Genomic DNA, 19302 nt, shown 5'->3' with positions numbered 1-19302 from the left:
CGCGGAACCCGCCGGATCCACGCCAACCGGACACCGATGGTGGCAGGTTATGTGCCTCTCCGGCCTGGACTACTTTTCAACGCTTGGCTACCAACCCGCCATTGCCGCACTGGCGGCCGGCGCCTTGGCCCCGTTGGCGACGCTCTTGCTCGTGGCAGTCACCCTGGGTGCGGCGTTGCCGGTCTATCGGCGCGTGGCCAACGAATCCCCGCACGGGCAGGGTTCGATCTCCATGCTCGAGCGTCTGCTGCCCCATTGGAAGGGCAAACTGTTCGTCCTGGTGCTGTTGGGCTTTGCGGCCACGGACTTCATGATCACCATTACGCTGTCCTCGGCCGATGCCACGGCGCACATCATCGAAAACCCCTTCACCCCCGATGCATTCCACGGGCAGCAAGTCATTATTACGCTGGTCCTCATCCTGCTGCTGGGGGCACTGTTCCTGCGCGGCTTCCACGAGGTCATCTGGCTGGCCGTTGGCCTGGTCGCCGTCTACTTGCTGCTCAACCTCGTCGTCATTGCCGTCGCAGTGGCGTCGCTGGTTCGCGACCCCGCCCCCGTAGACCATTGGTGGCTGAACCTGACGGCCTCGCATTCGGAACCCTGGATGATGGTTGCCATTGCCCTGCTCGTCTTCCCCAAGTTGGCCCTGGGTCTGTCCGGCTTCGAAACCGGCGTGGCCGTGATGCCCCAGATCCGGAAGGCACCCGGGGACACCGAGGCCAGTCCACTCGGACGCATCGCTGGAGCCAAGAAGCTCCTGCTGACGGCGGCACTGACCATGAGCGTGTTCCTGGTTTCCTCCTCGATCGTCACCACCCTGCTGATACCCGCCCCGGAATTCCAGCCCGGCGGCCAGGCCAATGGCCGCGCGTTGTCGTTCCTGGCCCACTCGATGCTCGGCGAGGGCTTCGGCAGCGTCTACGACCTGTCCACCATCCTGATCCTGTGGTTTGCCGGTGCCTCGGCCCTGGCGGGGATGTTGAACCTCATTCCCCGCTACCTGCCCCGCTTTGGCATGGCCCCGGAGTGGGCACGGGCCGTCCGCCCCCTGGTGTTGGTACTCATCGGCATTGCCGTGGTCATCACCATCTTGTTCGAGGCAAGTGTCGACGCCCAGGGCGCCGCCTACGCCACCGGCGTGCTGGTGCTCATGGCCTCGGCCGCGGTGGCGGTCACTATCTCGGCCAGGCGCAAGGGCCAGCGGTGGCGGGCCATTGGCTTCGGGATCATTTCGGCCATATTCATCTACACCACCGGCGCCAATGTCGTCGAGCGGCCCGACGGCATCCGGATTGCCGGGTTCTTCATCGCCGGGATCATCGTCGTCTCCATGGTTTCGCGTTTCCGGCGCTCCACGGAACTGCGGGCCACGTCGGTGACCCTCGATGAGGAGGCCCTGAAGATCATCGAGACCTCCAGCCGGGATTCGATGGTGCGGATCATCGCCCACGAGCCGGTCCGCCTCTCGGCCGCCCGCTACCGGCACAAGCTTGCCCACGCAAGGATGGCCAGCCATCTGCCCGAGGATGCGCCGGTGGTCTTCATCGAGATCAGGATCTCGGACTTCTCGGACTTCGCCCAGGACATCGTGGTTACCGGGACCACCCGGCACGGATACAAGATCCTTCAGGCCGAGGCGCCTTCCGTGCCCACCGCCATTGCCGCGATCTGCCTGGAAATCCGCGACCAAACCGGCGTGATGCCGCACATCTACTTCCGCTGGACCGAAGGCAACCCGGCGCACAACCTGTTGCGCTTCCTGTTCCTTGGCCAGGGCGAGATCGCACCGCTGACGCGCGAAGTGCTGCGCGAGGCCGAGCCGGCCATCGGCAAGCGCCCCTGGGTGCACGTGGGCTAAGGCACCTGGCATTCGGCACCGCGGGCTTGCCCCCGCGGCCTAGGATTGCAGGGTCCCTGTCGCTTGTCGTGGAGTCTGTGTGTCTGCCGTGGAAAAGAATCCGTCCCGAGAGGGCGGGCGCAAATTGCTGGTCGCGCTGTTCGTTGCCTATCTCAGCCTGCTCGCCTGGATCGTGCTGTGGAAGCTCGAAGTCCCGTACCTCGGCGGGGGCGTGCTTCGCCAGCTCAAGCTGGTCCCGTTCGCTCCCGGTTCAGGGTTCGGGGCGAGCGCACCTTTCGAAGTTGTCGCGAACATCCTGCTCTTCGTGCCCTTCGGCCTCTACCTTGGCCTGCTCGCACCGTCGCGGCAGTGGTGGAAGGCCGCGGGCGCGGTCGCCGGGGCGAGCGCGGCGCTGGAGGTCATCCAGTACGTCCTGGCCCTTGGGAGCTCGGATGCCACCGACCTTGTCGTCAACACCGCCGGTGGACTGGCCGGGATCGGCCTGCTCGACCTGGCACGGCACCGGCTTCAGGCGAGGACGACCGCGGTCATGACACGGATCTGCACGATCGGGACCGTGTTCGCCCTGCTTTTGACCGGGGTCTTCGTGGCTTCTCCCCTGCGCTACGCGCCGCCGCGGGACGCCGCGGCCCTCTCCATGCACTCAGTACCCGCACAGCTGGCAGGGAACACGGCGAAGGACAATGTCCCCGGCTAAGCCCGAACACAAGCGGCCAGCGGACAGTGACGGCTGGAGGTCTTTTCCGCGGGTTTCGTCCACGGGTTGGGCAACGGGTCCTAACGCGACGCGGCGGGGACCAGCGTCCAGGTGACGATGGCTTCCTCGCCCGTCGGGTTCTTCCAGCTGTGCGGCTCGCGCCCCGGGAAGGTCACGGTGTCCCCCGCGTCGAGGTCAAGGCGCTCGTTGGCGAAAATCAGCACAAAGCGCCCGGAGAGGACATGGAGCACCTCCACCTCGCAATCCACCGAGTAGAGCTCCTTTTCACCCTCGCCGTGCGGGGCAATGACGGCGCGAATCACCTGCAGGCGCCGCTCCGAACGCGCCGTCACCAACCTTTCGACAATTCCTTCGCCTCCCAGTGAGATGCGAGGGGCCTCGGCAAGCCTGACCACGTGGGTGTCCGGCTGGGTGAAAAGCTCCCCGACCTCCAGGGACAGTACCTGGCAAAGGGTCACCAGCGATGCCACCGAGGGGCTGGTCAAATCGCGCTCCACCCGGGAGAGAAAACCCTTGGTCAAGCCCGTGGATTCGGCGATCTGGTCAATGGTCAGACGCTGGGCATGACGCGCCGCCCGGATCCGCGAGCCGATGGCGAGGGCAGCACTGCTGGGCTCAACGGGCAGGGCTTTCATCGGCGCGGGTCTCCAGGTGGGCTCGAGGGAAATATTGCGTTCATACAGCTTAGGTGCAATTGACGTGTGCGACACCTCACATTAGCCTGTAGAACAACAAAAGTTTACCCCTAGGCATCCCAGAGTTGCACCCAAGTTCATTCCCAGCAAAGGCTCCCCCCATGGAATTCATCAATGGCACGATCGTTGCCGTCTATTTGGCGGCTATGCTCATCTTCGGCTGGTGGGGAAAATCGCGCACCAAGAACAGCAGCGACTACCTCGTGGCCGGCAGGCGGCTCGGCCCGTTCCTGTACACCGGCACGATGGCGGCGGTCGTCCTGGGCGGGGCCTCCACCGTCGGCGGCGTCGGCCTCGGCTACAAGTTCGGGATCTCCGGCATGTGGCTGGTCGTGGCCATCGGCGCCGGCGTCATCCTGCTCTCGCTGCTCTTCGCACCCACCCTGCAGCGCCTGAAGATCTTCACCGTCTCGCAGATGCTCACCCTGCGCTACGGCAGCAAGTCCGCGACGAACACCTCGGGTATCGTCATGCTCGCCTACACACTGATGCTCTGCGCAACCTCCACCAGCGCCTATGCGACGATCTTCGTGGTCCTCTTCGGCTGGGAGCGCTGGCTGGCCATCGCCATCGGCGGGGTCATCGTGGTCATCTACTCCACCATTGGCGGCATGTGGTCGATCACCCTGGCCGACCAGGTCCAGTTCGTCATCAAGACCGTGGGCATCTTCTTCCTGATGCTGCCCTTCGCACTGAACGCAGCCGGCGGCATGTCAGGGATCCGCGAACGCGTCGGGGCGGAGTTCTTCAGCTTCACCGGCATCGGCGTCCAGACGATCATCACCTACTTCGTGGTCTACACCCTGGGCCTGCTCATCGGCCAGGACATCTGGCAGCGCGTGTTCACCGCCAAGACCCCGAAGGTGGCCCGCTGGGGCGGCACCACCGCCGGCATCTACTGCGTGCTCTACGGGGCAGCCGGCGCCATCATCGGCATGGCCGCCAAGGTCGCCTTGCCGGAGATCATCGGCGCTGACACCAACAAGGACGTGGTCTACGCGGAGGTCGCCACTCAGCTGCTGCCCGTCGCCGTCGGCGGACTGGTGCTGGCAGCCGCTGTGGCAGCCATGATGTCCACTGCCTCCGGCGCGCTGATTGCCGCTGCCACAGTGGCCCGCACCGACGTCACCCCGTTCGTGGCCAGCTGGTTCGGCAGGCACGTGAAGGTGAACACCAACGAAAACCCGGAGCACGACGTGCGTGCCAACCGCATCTGGGTGCTGCTGCTGGGCATTGTCTCGATCGTGCTGGCCATCATGGTCTCCGACGTGGTCGCGGCACTGACCATTGCCTACGACATCCTGGTGGGCGGCCTGCTGGTGGCCATCATCGGCGGGCTGGTCTGGAAGCGCGGGAATGGGCTGGGGGCCGCCGCCTCGATGGCTGCCGGAACCATTGTCACCTTGGGCACCATGATCGTCCTGGAAATCCAGGCCGAACAGCGCTTTGACGGCATCTACGCGAACGAGCCAATCTACTTCGGATTGATTGCCTCGGCACTGACCTTCATCGTGGTCTCCCTGATCACGCGACCCACCTCCGCGGCGGTCATCACCCGCTGGAACGCCCGGGTCGCCGGCCATGCCGACGCCGAGGGCGCGGAAATCACCGAGGTCGCCGGCCGCTAGCACCGGATTCACGGCACGGACCGCATCCCGAAGGGAGCCCGTCTCCGCGCACTGCGCGCGAAGACGGGCTCCTTCCTTTCGCCGCAGCCCTTCCCCGGCGGGCCCCGTCGCTCCTAGGCTGGGCCGCATGGACAATCTCAAGGACCACCTCACCACGTACCTGGACAGCACGCGCGAAGCCATGCTCTGGAAGGTCGAGGGGCTCAGCGAGCAGGAAATGACCCGCCCCATGGTCGGGACGGGCACCAACATCCTGGGCCTGATCCAGCATCTGGCCACCGTCGAGTACGGCTACTTCGTCGAATGCCTCGGGTTCACGGTCGAGGATGAACGCCACGACGCGCTGATGGCCGATCCGGAAGTCAGCGCCGACATGTGGGTGCCCGCCGATGTCCCCTGCTCCGAGATCCTCGATTTCTACCGCCGCGCCATCGCCGCAGCAAACCACAACATCGCAGCCCTCCCCCTGGATGCACCGGCCACGGTTTCCTGGTGGGTGCCGGAGAAACGCGACACCACGCTCGGGCGCCTGCTGCTGCACATGAACGTGGAGACCGCACGCCATGCGGGCCATGCCGACATCGTGCGGGAGCTCATCGACGGTTCCACCGGAATGCGCCGGGACAACACCAACATTCCTCCCTACGACCCCGTTGCCTGGACGCAATTGCACGCAAATATCTTGCGGGCCTCCGAATCACGGTAAAGTGGACCACAGCTTCACGAGACGCGTCGGCAAGCTCCGACTCAGACGCGCACCAACCCCAGGTTCATGGGTGGTTCGGATGAAGAAGCGGTCGCGGACCACTTGGCCCCGGCAAGAGCTCACGAAAGGCTTTCGCCCCCACATGGCACCTTCCATCCCCGTTTTGCCCCTGCTCGATGTCCACCGTGCGGTCGTCGAGCTGCGCCTTGCCGGTTCCTGGCACAGCTACCACGTTGCGGACGCACCTTCGCTGGCCGCGGCCCTGGCCAATGCCGTCGGCTTGCCGCGCTTCGACGCCCGCGCGAGGGAGCTGTCGGTGCGCATCCCCCGGGCCGGAAAGCCCGCCGGACAGGCGTTGTTTTTTAGTCTCAACGAATTTTCACTTGTCCTGCCAACGGCTACACTCGTGGGTTGAAGGGGAGTAGTTCCCAGACCCGCCGGCACGGCGGGACAGCGGTGCGTCGACATACTGGTTACAGCGTTGTAACCCGGCAATCCACCCGGGGCCACGGGCAATCCAGCCCGGCCCGGGCGAACGAGACCTTCGGTCCACACATTGGTGGCCCGAGGCTCAACGTACCCAAAAAGAAATCCTGCTGGGCCTCCCCATCGCATGGCCTCCCGAGGCCGTGAACGCCCACATGAGGATGAGAGCATGACGCAACAAGCGCCGACCCCCACTCACGCCCAGATCAAGCGCTGGCGCCAGTACCTGGCCGACGAAATCGCCGAAGGCGCGGTCTACCGCGAACTGGCCAACAAGCGCCAGGGTGAGGAACGCGCAGTCCTGCTGGGACTGGCAGCCGCCGAAACCCGACACGAGGAACACTGGCGCTCGCTGCTGGGCGAGAACGCCGACAAGCGCACCCGGCCCTCGATCCGGCGCACCATGCTCCGCTTCCTGGCCCGGCACTTCGGTTCGGTCTTCGTCCTGGCCCTGGCCCAGCGTGCCGAGGGCAACTCCCCCTATGCCGCAGACACCGATGCCAGCCGCCAGATGGCCGCCGACGAACTCGTCCACGAGGAGGTCGTGCGCGGCCTGGCCACCCGCGGCCGCAACCGGCTTTCGGGCAACTTCCGGGCGGCGGTCTTCGGCGCCAACGACGGCCTGGTGTCCAACCTGGCCTTGGTCATGGGCATCGGCGCCACGGGCGTGGCAACCTCCTTCGTGCTCTTCTCCGGCATTGCCGGGCTGCTGGCCGGGGCCCTGTCGATGGCCGCGGGCGAATACGTCTCGGTGCGTTCCCAGCGCGAGCTGCTCTCGGCTTCCAAGCCCACGGAGGTGACCCTGGCCGCGGCGCCGGACCTCGATCTGGATGCCAACGAGCTGGTATTGGTCTACAAGGCCCGCGGCATGAGCGACGAGGACGCAGCACACCGGGCCGCCGAACGCATGGGCATCTACTCCTGCGACTGCAACCCCTCCACGTCGCTCCGGTCCGAGCTCACGGTTGCCGCCGATAGCCGGGAACACGAGGAAATCGGCTCCGCCATGGGTGCGGCTTCCGCGTCCTTCTGCTTCTTTGCCTCCGGGGCGGTCATCCCGATCCTTCCGTTCATTTTCGGCATGGACGGCACCCCCGCGATCCTGCTCTCCGCCGTGCTGGTGGGCATCGCCCTGCTGGCCACCGGCGGCGTGGTCGGCTTGCTTTCCGGCGCATCCCCGGCCAAGCGCGGACTGCGCCAGCTGGCCATCGGCCTGGGCGCCGCGGCGGTCACCTACGTCCTCGGACTGCTCTTCGGCAGCTCCGTGGCTTAGCGGCACCACTGCAGGGACACTGGCACGTGCCGCCACTTTCATGGATCGGGGATCCGGCGGCACTCTTTCCTCGCTGTGCCCGAACGGGATGGCACTCGCCGGGAACGCAGTCGCCCACGATCCTTACTAGAACATAGTTTCTAATATTCATGAAAATATCTTCCAATTGTCGGCTACTGGTTCTAAAATTGAAGTATGGCAACGACGTCATCGAGCGGTACCCCTTCTGACGGCACCACCGGTGGTGCCGTCAGGGACCTGGGCTACGATGCGCTATTGCACGACGGGGCGGACATGGACGCACTGGTTGCCGAACACTTGGCCCGCACCGGCACCGACGGGATCCTGTCCCTGGCCGCCGCGGTGAACGGAGCCCCGGTACTGACAGGAACCCATGAGGCGGTGACCGCCGTCGGCGCACTGGAAACCTTGAAATGCGCCGCCACGGCGAAGCAGGCCGACCACAGCGTCGCCTACCAGGATTCCTTGGTCGCCGATCGACAGCGCGCCGGGGTCAGGGAGAAAAACCCCGCATGGGGCTCAAGCGGGGACGTAGCCCTGATGCTGCATTTGTCCCCGAAAAGCGGAACCAAACGCACGAACGACTTCCGGATACTTGCCGAAGACCTGCCACACTGCCACCAGGGGCTGCGCCGCGGCATCATGACTTGGGACCAGGCGCACGTGGTAATCAGCGGCACCCGGAGCCTCAAGATCGAAAACCGGAGAATGATCGACGAGCTGCTGTGGGAGGACACCCACACCTGCTTCGAGGCCGGAACTGCGTCGCTGCGTGAGCTGGTCGACTACTGGGCCCTCGTCCTTGAACCTGAAACCGCCGAACAAGAGGAAGAAGACGCCACCGAGAAGCGGTATGTCAGCGGCTACCAGGTGAACGAAAACACCGTGCGGATCGTCGGTGACTTCCCGCTGGACCAGGGCGTTCCCATCCTGCAGGTCCTCAACCGCGAAATGGAACGCCCCCGGAAGCCCGGGGACGACCGCACCAACGCCCAGGTCGCGGCAGACACCGTCTTCGAGGCGATCACCGACACCAAGGCCACCGGCTCCAGGCCGGTGGAGCTGTTGCTGATGATGGACCCGGAAAGCCTCACCGGTGCCAGTGATGAACCGGCACTGATCCCGGGCCACGGATACATCAGCGCCACCAGGGCCCGGTCACTGGTGGCCGGCGACCCAGAGCACCCACTGAACACCTGGTACCGGCGCCTCTATGCAGCCCCGGACACCGGCAAATTGGTCGCGATGGATTCGGCCGCCCGCAGCTTCGCCGGAAACCTCAAGCGCTTCATCACCCTCCGCGACCAACGCTGCCGCACCCCTCACTGCAACGGCCGCATCGAGGAACTCGACCACGTCGTGCAGGTTCGCCGCAACGGGAAGACCACCGAGATCAATGGTTCTGGCCGCTGTCGAACATGCAACCGGACCAAGGAAGCGCCCGGATGGCACGAGGAGCCTCTGCCCGGACGAGGCCGCCATTCCTTCAAAATCACCACCCCGAGCGGCCACAGCTACACCTCCACGGCCCCGCCACCGCGGCCCGGCACCGGCAGTCGCCGGCCACCCCAGCGGATTTAGCCGCCCGCCGCCACGGGCGGGAAATCCACACCCAACGCCACCGGGGATGCAGCCACGCATCCCCGGCACACCCATGGGCCCAGGGCTGCAGGAGGCCCTGAATAAGTCGGCGAGCGCCTACAACCCCAGCAGGAAGTCGATCGAGGCGCGGACATCGGTCTTGGCCGCGGCGCCGTCCAGGGCCGACTCCAGCACCGCATCCTGTTCCATGACATACCAACCCTCGTAGCCGGCATCCTTGAGCAGTCCGACGATCTCGGCGATCTCGCAGTCGCCCTGACCCAACGGCACGAACATGCCGTCCTTGACTGCCTGCACGAATCCGAGCTCCCCGCTTGCCACCTGGGCGGCAATCCCGGAGCGCACGTCCTTCAGGTGGGCGATGCCAACGCGCGAAGCATGGTGGCGCACCAATTCCAGCGGATTGGTGCCACCCACCAGCAAATGGCCGGTGTCCAGGCAGATCTGCGCCGTGGTGGTTTCCAGCAGCCGCTGCACGCTGGCCGCCGATTCGACCATGGTGCCCACATGCGGGTGCAACACGGCCAGGATCCCGACTTCGGCGGCCAGGTCCACCACTGCCTGGAGGTTTCTCTCGAACACCGCCCATTGCGCCTCGTCCATTTCATGGTGCGCCTCGTAGTCGCCGGTTCCGGCGTCCGCCGCCAGCACCAGCACGGAGGCACCCGCCACGGAGAACGCCTTCAATTCGGCCTCGACCAGCGGCATCGGATCCACCGCCGGATCGTGGAGCACCACCGGCAGGAAACCACCCACCGCCTTCATCCCGTATCCCTCAAGGTGCGCGGCGCGTGCCGAGGGTTCGGTTGGCAGGAAACCGAGCGGGCCGAATTCGGTGGCCTTGATGCCCAGTTCCCGCATGTCCCCCAGTACTTGTTCGGGGCTTAGCTGCACTCCCCAATCGGCGGCCTCGCACACGCCCCAGGAAATCGGGGCGGCCGCGAGCTGGTTGGCGATGGTGGTGGTCATGGATGGGGTTCCTTAAGACGTGGGAGGCTGATTCGTTCTTGGTGTTGACAGGGTGGGTTCTAGGAGGCGGGAACCATGGCAACGGAAACCGGCGCCCCGGTGCGCAAGGACTCCTGGGCTGCGTCTGCGACCCGCGACGCGGCCACGGCGTCCCATGGCGAGCATGGGTTGTCCCGTTCGCCCAGTACATACTCGATGAAGGCCACGAGTTCGGCACGATAGGCGTCGTCAAAGCGCTCGATGAAGGTCTGGTGTGCGGTACCCGCGGGAAAAGCGACGCCTTGCTCGACCGAACGCAGGGCTGACTTCTCGTCGAGTCCCACCACCACCGTGTCCTTGGACCCCTGGATTTCCAGGCGCACGTCATGGCCGGCCCCGTTGTAGCGGGTGGCGATCGCAGTGGCCACGGTTCCGTCCTCAAAGGTCAGCACGGCCAGCGCGGTGTCCACGTCGCCCGCGGCTCCGATTCCCGGGTCCCCGTTGTTCGAACCCTTGGCGTAGACTTCGACGATTTCCTTGCCGGTGATCCAGCGCAGGATGTCGAAGTCATGGACCGAGCAGTCGCGGAAGAGCCCGCCGGAAGAGGCGATGAACTCCAGGGAAGGCGGGAACATGTCCCCAGTGATGGCGCGCATCGAGTGGATCCACCCGATGTCACCGGCTTCGAGGCGGCGCTTGGCCTCTAGGTAGCCGGCGTCAAACCGTCGCTGGTGGCCGATCTGCACGCGTCCGCTCGCGGCGGCGATTTCCTCCAGCAACGGCAGGGCCGCTTCCACGTCGCCGGCCACGGGCTTTTCGCAAAAGACCGGCAGGTTCGCGGCGATGCCGGCCCGGATCAGGTCCGGATGCGTCATGGTCCCGGTGGCAATGAGCAACGCGTCCACCCCGGCATCGATCATTCCCTGCACGGAGTCGAAGAAGTTGGCGCCCAGCCCCTCGGCCACGGTGCGCGCGTAGTCGGCGGCGACGTCAGTGATCCACAGATTCACGTCCAGGCCGCGTTCGGCCAGCTGCGGGCGAAGCGTATTGAGGTTGTTGGCGTGCATGGTGCCGATGCGGCCGACTCCGATGAGCCCGAGGTTCAGTGTCTTCATGGTTTCTGCTTCCGTTTGGCGGTGTCTGGGAATTCTATGCCGGTCTGGCGGCGGATCTCGTCGGCCAGTTCGAGTGTGGTCAAGGTGTCTTCCAGCGGACGCTGCGGCGTCTGCTGCAACCCCGCTGCGATGCTTCGGGCCACGGCTGCGGCCTCATAGTGCAGCCCCTCGAAGTGCGCTCCGGGGGTGTCCTCGTAGCGCAGTTCGCGCCCGTCAAAGTGGCGCAGCGTGAAGCCCCCGGGCATGTTGAAGGGGCCGTCGATGTGCAGTGTGGCCTCGGTTCCGGTGACCACTGCGTCGGTGGGGGTGAAATTGTAGAGCTGGGTGTTCACGATGCCCTGTGCACCTGAAGAAAATCCCAGGACGGTGGAGAGTTGTGAGTTGACTCCCGCGGGGTGCGCGGTGCCGATGGCGGCAACGGTTTCGGGGGCGCCAAGAACCCGGGTGGCGAATGCCAGGGGGTAAGTCCCCAGATCCATCAGCGGTCCGCCGGCGAGCGCGGGGTCGAAGATCCGATGGCCGGGTTCGAAGTGCTCGCCGTATTCGGCCAACACATTCACCAGCGTCCCCAGGGCTCCCGATTCCAGTAGCTGGGTGATCACGTCGAACTTGGGCAGGAAGAAGGTCCACAGGGCTTCGGCGGCGAAGACGTTCTTGGCGCGGGCGGCCTGCACCATGGCGCGGACCTGTTCCGCGGTGATTCCCATGGGCTTTTCCACCAGTACGTGCTTTCCGGCCTCAATGGCGGTCATCGCCACGTCGAAGTGCTGGGGGTGCGGGGTTGCCACGTAGACGATGTCAACGTCCGGGTCCTGCGCCAATTCCTTGTAGCTTCCGTGGCTGGCTGGTATTGAGTGCTTGGCGGCGAATTCGGCCGCACGTGCGGCCGACCGTGAGCCGACGGCCGTGATGTTCTGTGTGGAGTGGGCCTTTACCGACTCGGTGAATCGTTCGGCGATCCAGCCAGGACCGGCGATTCCCCAGTTCAGAATCGGTGCGTCTCGTGAATCGGGGACCCGGGATTCGGGAAGTGCGGCGGGGAATCCGCTCATGTGTACTCCTGTGCTTTCTGGCTTTGTCGACGTGGCTAATTGCTGGCTATGCTGGCTGCTGCCGGGACCGGAGGCTACGAGTGGCGCCCCGCGGCCGGGACATCTACGGTTTCGGCAACCTCTGCCTTGACCTCGGCCAGCACGTCGTCGTGTCCTCCGGTCTGCTCGAGCTCATGGGCAAGTTCAGCCAGTTCCGCGCCGCCGGCCATTTGGCTGGTCAGCTCGTCGATGGTGATGTCCTTCTTGTCGTAGTAGCCGATCGACTTGCCGCGCTTGAGCAGCAGGAAGCGGTCGCCGACGGGGAAGGCGTGGTGCGGGTTGTGGGTGATGAAGATGACGCCCAGGCCGCGGTCACGCGCCTGCAGGATGTAGCGCAGCACCACACCGGACTGCTTGACGCCCAATGCCGCGGTGGGTTCGTCGAGAATCAGCACCTTGGCACCGAAATGCACTGCGCGCGCAATCGCGACACACTGGCGTTCGCCGCCGGAGAGTTGTCCGATGGGCTGCTCCACGTCCCGCAGGTCGATGCCCATGGCGGCGAGCTCGTCCTTGGTGATTTTCTTCATCTTCTCCACATCAAGACTCTTGAACGGGCCCACCCCCTTGGTGAGCTCCGACCCGAGGAAGAAGTTGCGCCAGATCGGCATCAGGGAGACGACGGCGAGGTCCTGGTAGACGGCTGCAATGCCGGAGTCCAGTGCCTCTCGCGGGGAATTGAGCTTGCGTTCGGCACCCATGATCTCCAGTGTGCCGGTGGTGTGCTGGTGAAGCCCCGCAATGATCTTGATCAAGGTCGATTTGCCGGCCCCGTTGTCACCCAACACGCAGGTCACGCGTCCGGTGTCCACGGCCATGGTGACGCCGGTCAGGGCGATGATGTTGCCGTAGTGCTTGCCCACGTCCTTGAGCTCCAGCAGGTGCACCGGGGTGTGGGTGAGCGGGTCGGTCTGTTCCTGCAGCAGCGTCGCCTGGTCGATGCGTTCGAGGGCTGGGGAATTATTGGTGTTCGTCATGGGATTGGCTCCTTGGTTCCTTGCGCTGCTACTTGGTCTCGGCACGTTTCTTCACGACCAGATTCACGATCGTGGCCAGCAGCAGCATTAGGCCCAGGAAGAACTTGAACCAGTCCGGGTTCCACTCGGCGTAGACGATGCCCTTGTTGGCCATGCCGAAGATGAAGGCGCCGATGGCCCCGCCCACTGCCGAGCCGTAGCCGCCGGTGAGCAGGCATCCGCCGATGACGGCGGCGATGATGTAGAGGAATTCGTTGCCGATGCCCTCACCGGACTGGACCGTGGCGAAAGCGAAAAGATTGTGCATTCCCAGGATCCAGGCACAGAAGCCCACCCCCATGAACAGTCCGATCTTGGTGCGGATTACCGGTACACCCACTGCGCGTGCGGCATTTGCGTCGCCGCCCACGGCGAAGATCCAGTTGCCAATACGGGTTCGCAGCAGGATCCAGGAGGCCACTGCCACCAAAGCGATCCAAATGAACACGGTGATCTTCACTTCGACCCCGGCGATGTTCACCGATGAGGCGAAGATCGCCCGTGCCGATTCGAACCCATCCATGTCGGCGATCGACGGGGTGGAAACCGAGCCTCCGATCAATCGGGTCAATCCCAGGTTCAGGCCGGTCAGCATCAGGAACGTGGCCAGCGTGACAATGAAGGAAGGAAGGTTGGTCTTGATCAAGATCCAGCCGTTGATGAATCCGACGGCCAGCGAGACGACGAGCGCGAGCACCACACCCACCCACACATTGGTTCCGAAGTACCAAGAAAAGAGGGAAGCACTCAGTGCCGAGGAAATCACCGCAACGCCGGTGGAAAGGTCGAATTCTCCACCGATCATCAGCAGCGAGACGCCCACCGCCATGATCCCGATGGTCGAGGACCCGTAAAGCACCGTGGCGAAGGATGAAGGCTGCAGGAATACAGGGGCCACGAAAGCGAAGAAAGCGAACATGGCAACCGCGCCGACGAGGGCACCGAATTCCGGGCGACCCAACAGCGTGGAGATGGCGCCTTTGGACGCCACCCGCTCATCGGCCACCTTGGGGGCGGTCGGCGGGGTGAGGAGTGTGTTCGTCATGATGTGAATTACTTTCCGTTGGTCCGTGGTGGCGGTGGTTTAATCCACCGCCACCACGTGGGTCTTTGACTGTTAGCGGATACCCTGTTCGGCGAATTCGAGGACCGCTGCGGCGTTGTCCTTGGAAATGATGGCCGGACCCGTCAGCACCGGCTGGCCGCCGCCGATCTCGAAACCGCCGCGGGTGTTCTGCCATAGCGCATCCACGGCGCCGTATCCCTGCAGCCAGGGCTGCTGGTCAACAGTGAAAAGGACGTTTCCGTCGACGATTTGCTGGGCGAGTTCGGGGTTCATGTCAAAGGACGCAACCTTGGCATCGGAATTGGCGCCGGCAACCGACTTCAGGATGGTCAGGGTGAACGGTGCGCCGAGCCCGATGACGACATCGACGTCCTTGCTGGCCTGGAGCTTGGCCGTGACAGTTGACTGGACTTGGGTCATGTCGGTGCCTTGCACGTAGAGGATCTCCGATCCGGGGACCTTTTCCTTGACACCCGCACAACGATTCTCAAGGCCGACGTGACCTTGTTCCTGGATGACACAAACGGGGTGCTTGAAGCCGTCGGCCGCGAGCTTCTCGCCGACGGCCTCGCCTGCGAGTTTTTCATTGGAACCGAAGTGGGTGAAGGCGCCGAGTTCCTTGTAGCGGTCTTCGCCTGCGTTCAGGCTTACCACCGGGATACCGGCATCGCGGGCCTTTTTCAGTGCAGACGCCAGCGCGTCGGGCTTGGCAAGCGTGACGGCTATGCCATCGACCTTCTGGTCGACGGCTTGTTCGATGAGCTGGGCCTGGCGTCCGCCGTCCGGGTCCGAAAGGTATTGCAGGTCGACGTTGTCCTTGACGGCCGCTTCCTCGGCACCCTTGCGCACGGTGTCCCAGAAGGTGTCACCGGGTGCAGCGTGGGTGATTAGGGCGACATTGATTTTCGGTGTCGCGGCAACAGCGCCTGCATCGCCACCATTGGCTGTTTCAGGTGCCCGACCGCCGCCGCTTGAGCACGCTGCCAGGCCGAGGGCAGGGACAATGAGCGCTGCCACCGCGGCTTTGCGCCAGGAAAACTTTGACATTGCAAGAATCTCCTTGAGTCGTGGGCTCGCCTCGTTGATCCAAGACGGCCAAAGGGGCTCCAGCCAAGTGTCGGAGGCGCCATTGGCGCCACCAAGCTTTTCCCTTTTCATCGATCATCGTGACTACAGTCACACATGTCAAGAGATTGTCAGGACATATTTACATCAGCTCTTATTTTGGGGTGATTGTTACGCACGCGTGAGGCCGCTTTACGACGGGCGGAACACTACTCAAGTCGCGGAAAGTCGAGGAATTCTTGTGGCGCGACGCCCCGGGCCACCACGGCAACGGAGGTAGCAAAACGAGGACCCTCCGCCACCCGTCACCGTCTTCCGTTAGCGGAGGCCTTCCTCGGCGAACTTCAGCACGGCCTTTGCGTTGTCCGTGTCCACAATGCTCGGGCCAGTCGGCACCGGCTGCCCACCACCAAGCGCAAAGCCGCCCACGGAATCGAGCCAAATCGCGTCGATCGACTCATAGCCCTGGAGCCACGGCTGCTGATCAACAGTGAAGAGGATCTCGCCGTCGACGATCTTCTGGGCCATTTCGGCATTCATGTCAAAGGATGCGACCTTGGCCGAGCTATTGGCTTCGGCAACTGATTTCAGCAGCGTCAGGCTGATGGGCGCACCCAGCCCGATGATGACGTCCACGTCTTTCGATGTTTGCAGCTTCGCGGTCGTCGTCGACTGCACCTGAGTCATGTCGGTGCCCTGGACGTAAAGCACCTCGGTGGCGGGGATCTTGGACTTCACCCCGGCGCAGCGCGCCTCGAGCCCCACGTGCCCCTGGACCTGGATGACGCAAATGGGCTTCTTGTAGTTCTCTTCGAGAAGCTTTTGCCCCACGGCCTCTCCGGCTGCACGTTCGTTGGAGCCGAAATTCGCGAAGGCACCCAACTCCTTGTAGCGGTCCTCGCCGCCGTTGAGGCTGGTGATGGGAATGCCCGCCGCCTTCGCCTTGGCCAAGGCGCCGGCCACGGCGTCCGGCTTGGCCAGGGTCACGGCGATGCCGTCAACGCCCTGGTCCACGGCCTGCTCGATGAGCTGGGCCTGGTTCCCGCCCTCGGGGTCACTGAGGTACTGCAGGTCGATGTTGTCCTTGGCAGCCGCGGCCTCCGCACCCTTGCGGACAATGTCCCAGAAGGTGTCCCCGGCCGGGGCGTGGGTGATCATCGCAACCTTGAGACGCGGGGTGTCGGCGACGGCACCCTGTGCCGAGGCGTCCGGCTCGGGGGCGCGCCCGCCCTGACTGGAACAGGCGGTGAGGCCGAGCGCGGGAATCAGCAAGAGCGCGGCCGAAGCCGTGCGCCAGGAAAATTTTCTGGACATGGGAATGCTCCTCGAAATGAAAGTGAATTGATTGCGATTGCGATTGCCTCGGGAACTGGCAGGTGTGTGCGGCGGGACCTCGGGTCGGCCACTCGTTCGTTCACAATCGAGCATGATTTGTTAATTTTGAGAAGTCAATAGATTGTCAGGACAAATATTTTTACCAATATAAAATGGCATGCCAAAGAAATGTCATTCATCTATTCAATGATTGGCGCGCCTTGTGCGCTTGGGCGCGGCCCCCTAGCTAGCCACCCTCGCAGTGGATCCGCGCACCACGAGCCAGGGTTCCACCAGGCATGTAGCCTCTACCTGCTCCGCTCCGTCGAAGCGCGCCAACAGTGCCAAACCGGCCTGCCGCCCGACTTCAAGGTTCAGGGCATCCACCGTCGTAAGCCGCAACAGGTTGGAGGATGCCAGCGGGGAATTGTCGTAACCGAGGAGGGATATGTCCTCCGGAACCCGCAGCCCCAGGTCCCTGATGGCCGCAGCCGCGCCCATGGCCATCGAATCGTTGGCCGCAAAAACAGCAGTCGTCTCGGGATTGGCCTGCAGCAGCATCTTGGTGAAGTGAAATCCGTCCTGCTCAGAAGTTCCCGCATCCCCCAGCACCACGGATTCAACCCCGGCCTCATGAAGCGCGTCGACAAATCCCGCGGCGCGCTCGCGCGCCGAACCGCCGCCGCCAGTCACATGGCCGATCTTCCGGTGCCCCAGGCCCAGCAGATGGTCGGCCGCCAGATTGCCTCCGCGCTTGTCGTCACTGGTAACGACGTCCGCCCCGGGAATCTGCCGGAGCCGGTTCCCGGCCAAGACGGAAGGCACGCCAATCCCATCGCCCATCTCCGGGCTCGGTTCGGAAGCAACGACGATGCCGTCGACCCGCATGGCCAGAAACCCCTCCAATGGCGAAGCATCCACATGGGCATTGAACGACCTGTCGGCCACCGCCACCCGAATGCCGCGTTCGGCCAGGACCTCCTGCATGCCTTGCAGGAAGTCGACAAACCACAGATTTCGGTAATCGTCGATGATGACCCCGATGGTTCCGGTGCGACTTCCGGCTAGCGCGGCTGCAGCCCGGCTGGGTCGATAGTTCAGTTCGGCAATTGCGGCATCCACTGCCGCACGTCGTTCCGCCGAGACGTTGGGTGAACCGCGGAGCACCAGGGACACCAAGGACTTGGACACCCCGGCCTGCTTGGCGACGTCGTAGATCGTTGGGCGCGACGCACCCTGGGGGCGGATGGATGCGGTTTTCTCGTTCACTTTCAAATCCTTCCGGAAAAAAGATTGACAGGACATATGGACAACCGTAGCGTTCATATGGAGCGCTCCAACAGTCTAGGGCATCATCAGCAAATGTCACCACCAGCCCCCCACTTTTTAGTTTCCGAGGAGACACCCAATGTCGAATGAAATCAGGGTTGCCGTCATCGGTGCCGGAATGGCCGGCAAGGCCCACGCCGCCGCCTTCCGCAGCGCCTCCACGCTCTACTCCCCCGTCCTGCCACCCATCAGGCTCGTCTCCATCGGGGACATGAACCCGGAATTCGGTTCGTTGGCCGCGCGCCGCTTTGGCTACGAACGCACGGACAGCAGCTGGCAGGCCATTGCCGAAGCCGACGACATCGATGTTGTCAGCGTCGTGATCGCCAACTCGCTGCACCGACAGGCCGTCGAGGGACTGCTGGCAGCCGGCAAGCACGTGCTGTGTGAAAAGCCGCTGAGCGACACCATGGATGACGCCCGCGCCATGGCCGAGCTCGCCTCCAAGGCCAGCGGGATCGCACGCGTCGGCTTCACGTTCCGCCGCACCCCAGGCATCGCCTACATCCGCGATCTGATCCGCACCGGCGTGCTGGGCGAAGTCCTGCACTTCAGCGGCCGCTACTGGACCGACTACGGATTCGATGCTGCAGCACCCATGAGTTGGCGCTACAAGGGCGGGGCCGGTTCCGGCGCCCTGGCCGACGTGGGAAGCCATCTGGCCTATGCCTCCGAGTTCCTTTGCGGCGACATCACCGCAGTCAGCGGCGGACGGCTGAGCACCGTCATCAAGGAACGCCCCCTGCCCCTGGGCGCCGTCATGGGCCACGACCACACCCCGGTCAGCGACACGTTCGAACCGGTGGAAAACGACGACTACGCCGCCTTCTCCGCGGAATTCGCCAACGGCGGCTCCGGCGGCTTCGAGGTTTCCCGCGTCGCCGCAGGTCACGCAAACTCCTTGATCTTCGAGGTGTTCTGCGCCAACGGGTCGGCCCGCTTCGACCAGCGCCGTCCCGCCGAGATCGAACTCTTCCTCAACGAGGGCGCCAGCGCACAAAACGGCTACCGCCAGGTCATCCTCGGCCCGGAGCACCCGTATCTGGCCGGCGGCCTGCCCATGGATGCGCCCAGCGTTGGATTCGGCCAGAACGAGGCCTTCGCCTACCAGGCACGTGCATTCCTCGAAGAGGTTGCCGGTGTATCCGAAGCGGAGTCGCTGCCGCGCTGCGCCACCTTCGAGGAAGGCGTGCGGAACATGGAGGTCCTGGCCGCGGTCGCCGCCTCGGCGCAGTCCAATGGAAAGCTCGTCAACATCTAGCGCAGCCCGGGGCCAACGTGCGGCGGCTGGCACAGAACGGTGCCCGCCGCCGCGGACCAACACATGCCAGGTGCCACGGCCCCGGCAAGCACCTAAGGGGATGTGAC

The 19302-nt window shown here is 64.4% G+C and carries 17 protein-coding genes and 1 riboswitch; of the genes, 8 read left to right on the top strand and 9 right to left on the bottom strand.

The window, feature by feature from the left end:
• The first annotated feature begins 49 nt into the window (after window positions 1–49).
• Both ABD687_RS17320 and ABD687_RS17315 read left to right on the top strand, forming a co-directional pair.
• A complete protein-coding gene (locus ABD687_RS17320) occupies window positions 50–1861 on the top strand; it encodes an APC family permease (RefSeq protein WP_310289422.1) in 1812 nt (603 codons plus the stop codon).
• 79 nt (window positions 1862–1940) lie between these two features.
• A complete protein-coding gene (locus ABD687_RS17315) occupies window positions 1941–2558 on the top strand; it encodes a VanZ family protein (protein WP_302262900.1) in 618 nt (205 codons plus the stop codon).
• An 80-nt stretch (window positions 2559–2638) separates the two neighbouring features.
• Here the strand turns inward: ABD687_RS17315 and ABD687_RS17310 are convergent, their stop codons facing one another.
• Window positions 2639–3214: a cupin domain-containing protein gene (locus tag ABD687_RS17310; protein WP_264268490.1), complete on the bottom strand. Its 576-nt coding sequence runs from the start codon at window positions 3212–3214 to the stop codon at window positions 2639–2641.
• A 161-nt stretch (window positions 3215–3375) separates the two neighbouring features.
• Between ABD687_RS17310 and ABD687_RS17305 the strand changes: the two genes are divergently transcribed.
• The 5 genes from ABD687_RS17305 to ABD687_RS17285 all read left to right on the top strand — a co-directional run bounded on the left by ABD687_RS17305 (window position 3376) and on the right by ABD687_RS17285 (window position 8969).
• Complete coding sequence (locus ABD687_RS17305; RefSeq protein ID WP_302262901.1) at window positions 3376–4902, top strand: sodium:solute symporter family protein; 1527 nt, start codon at window positions 3376–3378, stop codon at window positions 4900–4902.
• A gap of 127 nt (window positions 4903–5029) precedes the next feature.
• Window positions 5030–5608: a DinB family protein gene (locus tag ABD687_RS17300; protein WP_302262902.1), complete on the top strand. Its 579-nt coding sequence runs from the start codon at window positions 5030–5032 to the stop codon at window positions 5606–5608.
• Between the two features lie 12 nt (window positions 5609–5620).
• A riboswitch (SAM riboswitch) is annotated at window positions 5621–5732 on the top strand.
• 18 nt (window positions 5733–5750) lie between these two features.
• On the top strand, window positions 5751–6023 hold the full coding sequence (locus ABD687_RS17295; RefSeq protein ID WP_310289428.1) for a hypothetical protein: 273 nt from the start codon (window positions 5751–5753) through the stop codon (window positions 6021–6023).
• Between the two features lie 240 nt (window positions 6024–6263).
• Complete coding sequence (locus tag ABD687_RS17290; RefSeq protein WP_302262903.1) at window positions 6264–7367, top strand: VIT1/CCC1 transporter family protein; 1104 nt, start codon at window positions 6264–6266, stop codon at window positions 7365–7367.
• A gap of 195 nt (window positions 7368–7562) precedes the next feature.
• On the top strand, window positions 7563–8969 hold the full coding sequence (locus ABD687_RS17285) for a DUF222 domain-containing protein (protein ID WP_310289430.1): 1407 nt from the start codon (window positions 7563–7565) through the stop codon (window positions 8967–8969).
• Window positions 8970–9086: 117 nt separating this feature from the next.
• On the opposite strand, the gene ABD687_RS17280 is transcribed toward ABD687_RS17285, so the two are convergent.
• The 8 genes from ABD687_RS17280 to ABD687_RS17245 form a co-directional block, all read right to left on the bottom strand.
• Window positions 9087–9959, bottom strand: coding sequence for a sugar phosphate isomerase/epimerase family protein (locus ABD687_RS17280; RefSeq protein WP_302262905.1), 873 nt, complete (start codon window positions 9957–9959; stop codon window positions 9087–9089).
• A 59-nt stretch (window positions 9960–10018) separates the two neighbouring features.
• Window positions 10019–11053 (bottom strand): Gfo/Idh/MocA family oxidoreductase, encoded by a 1035-nt coding sequence (locus ABD687_RS17275; RefSeq protein ID WP_310289432.1) that lies wholly within the window; start codon window positions 11051–11053, stop codon window positions 10019–10021.
• A complete protein-coding gene (locus ABD687_RS17270) occupies window positions 11050–12105 on the bottom strand; it encodes a Gfo/Idh/MocA family protein (protein WP_302262907.1) in 1056 nt (351 codons plus the stop codon). Before ABD687_RS17270 ends, ABD687_RS17275 begins: the two co-directional genes overlap by 4 nt.
• A gap of 74 nt (window positions 12106–12179) precedes the next feature.
• Window positions 12180–13121 carry an ATP-binding cassette domain-containing protein gene (locus ABD687_RS17265; protein ID WP_302262908.1) on the bottom strand — a complete coding sequence of 314 codons (942 nt, stop codon included), beginning with the start codon at window positions 13119–13121 and terminating at the stop codon, window positions 12180–12182.
• A gap of 28 nt (window positions 13122–13149) precedes the next feature.
• Window positions 13150–14205, bottom strand: coding sequence for an ABC transporter permease (locus tag ABD687_RS17260; RefSeq protein WP_302262909.1), 1056 nt, complete (start codon window positions 14203–14205; stop codon window positions 13150–13152).
• Window positions 14206–14277: 72 nt separating this feature from the next.
• Window positions 14278–15273, bottom strand: a complete 996-nt coding sequence (locus tag ABD687_RS17255; RefSeq protein WP_302262910.1) for a substrate-binding domain-containing protein — start codon at window positions 15271–15273, stop codon at window positions 14278–14280.
• Window positions 15274–15609: 336 nt separating this feature from the next.
• Window positions 15610–16605, bottom strand: a complete 996-nt coding sequence (locus tag ABD687_RS17250; protein ID WP_302262911.1) for a substrate-binding domain-containing protein — start codon at window positions 16603–16605, stop codon at window positions 15610–15612.
• A 243-nt stretch (window positions 16606–16848) separates the two neighbouring features.
• On the bottom strand, window positions 16849–17874 hold the full coding sequence (locus ABD687_RS17245; protein WP_310289435.1) for a LacI family DNA-binding transcriptional regulator: 1026 nt from the start codon (window positions 17872–17874) through the stop codon (window positions 16849–16851).
• 139 nt (window positions 17875–18013) lie between these two features.
• On the opposite strand from ABD687_RS17245, the gene ABD687_RS17240 reads away from it, so the two are divergent.
• On the top strand, window positions 18014–19195 hold the full coding sequence (locus ABD687_RS17240; protein WP_302262913.1) for a Gfo/Idh/MocA family protein: 1182 nt from the start codon (window positions 18014–18016) through the stop codon (window positions 19193–19195).
• Window positions 19196–19302 lie beyond the last annotated feature (107 nt).

Origin of the sequence: Paeniglutamicibacter sulfureus (genome assembly GCF_039535115.1) — a bacterium.
Lineage (GTDB): Bacteria > Actinomycetota > Actinomycetes > Actinomycetales > Micrococcaceae > Paeniglutamicibacter > Paeniglutamicibacter sulfureus.
This window is presented reverse-complemented; position numbering and strand designations above follow the sequence as displayed.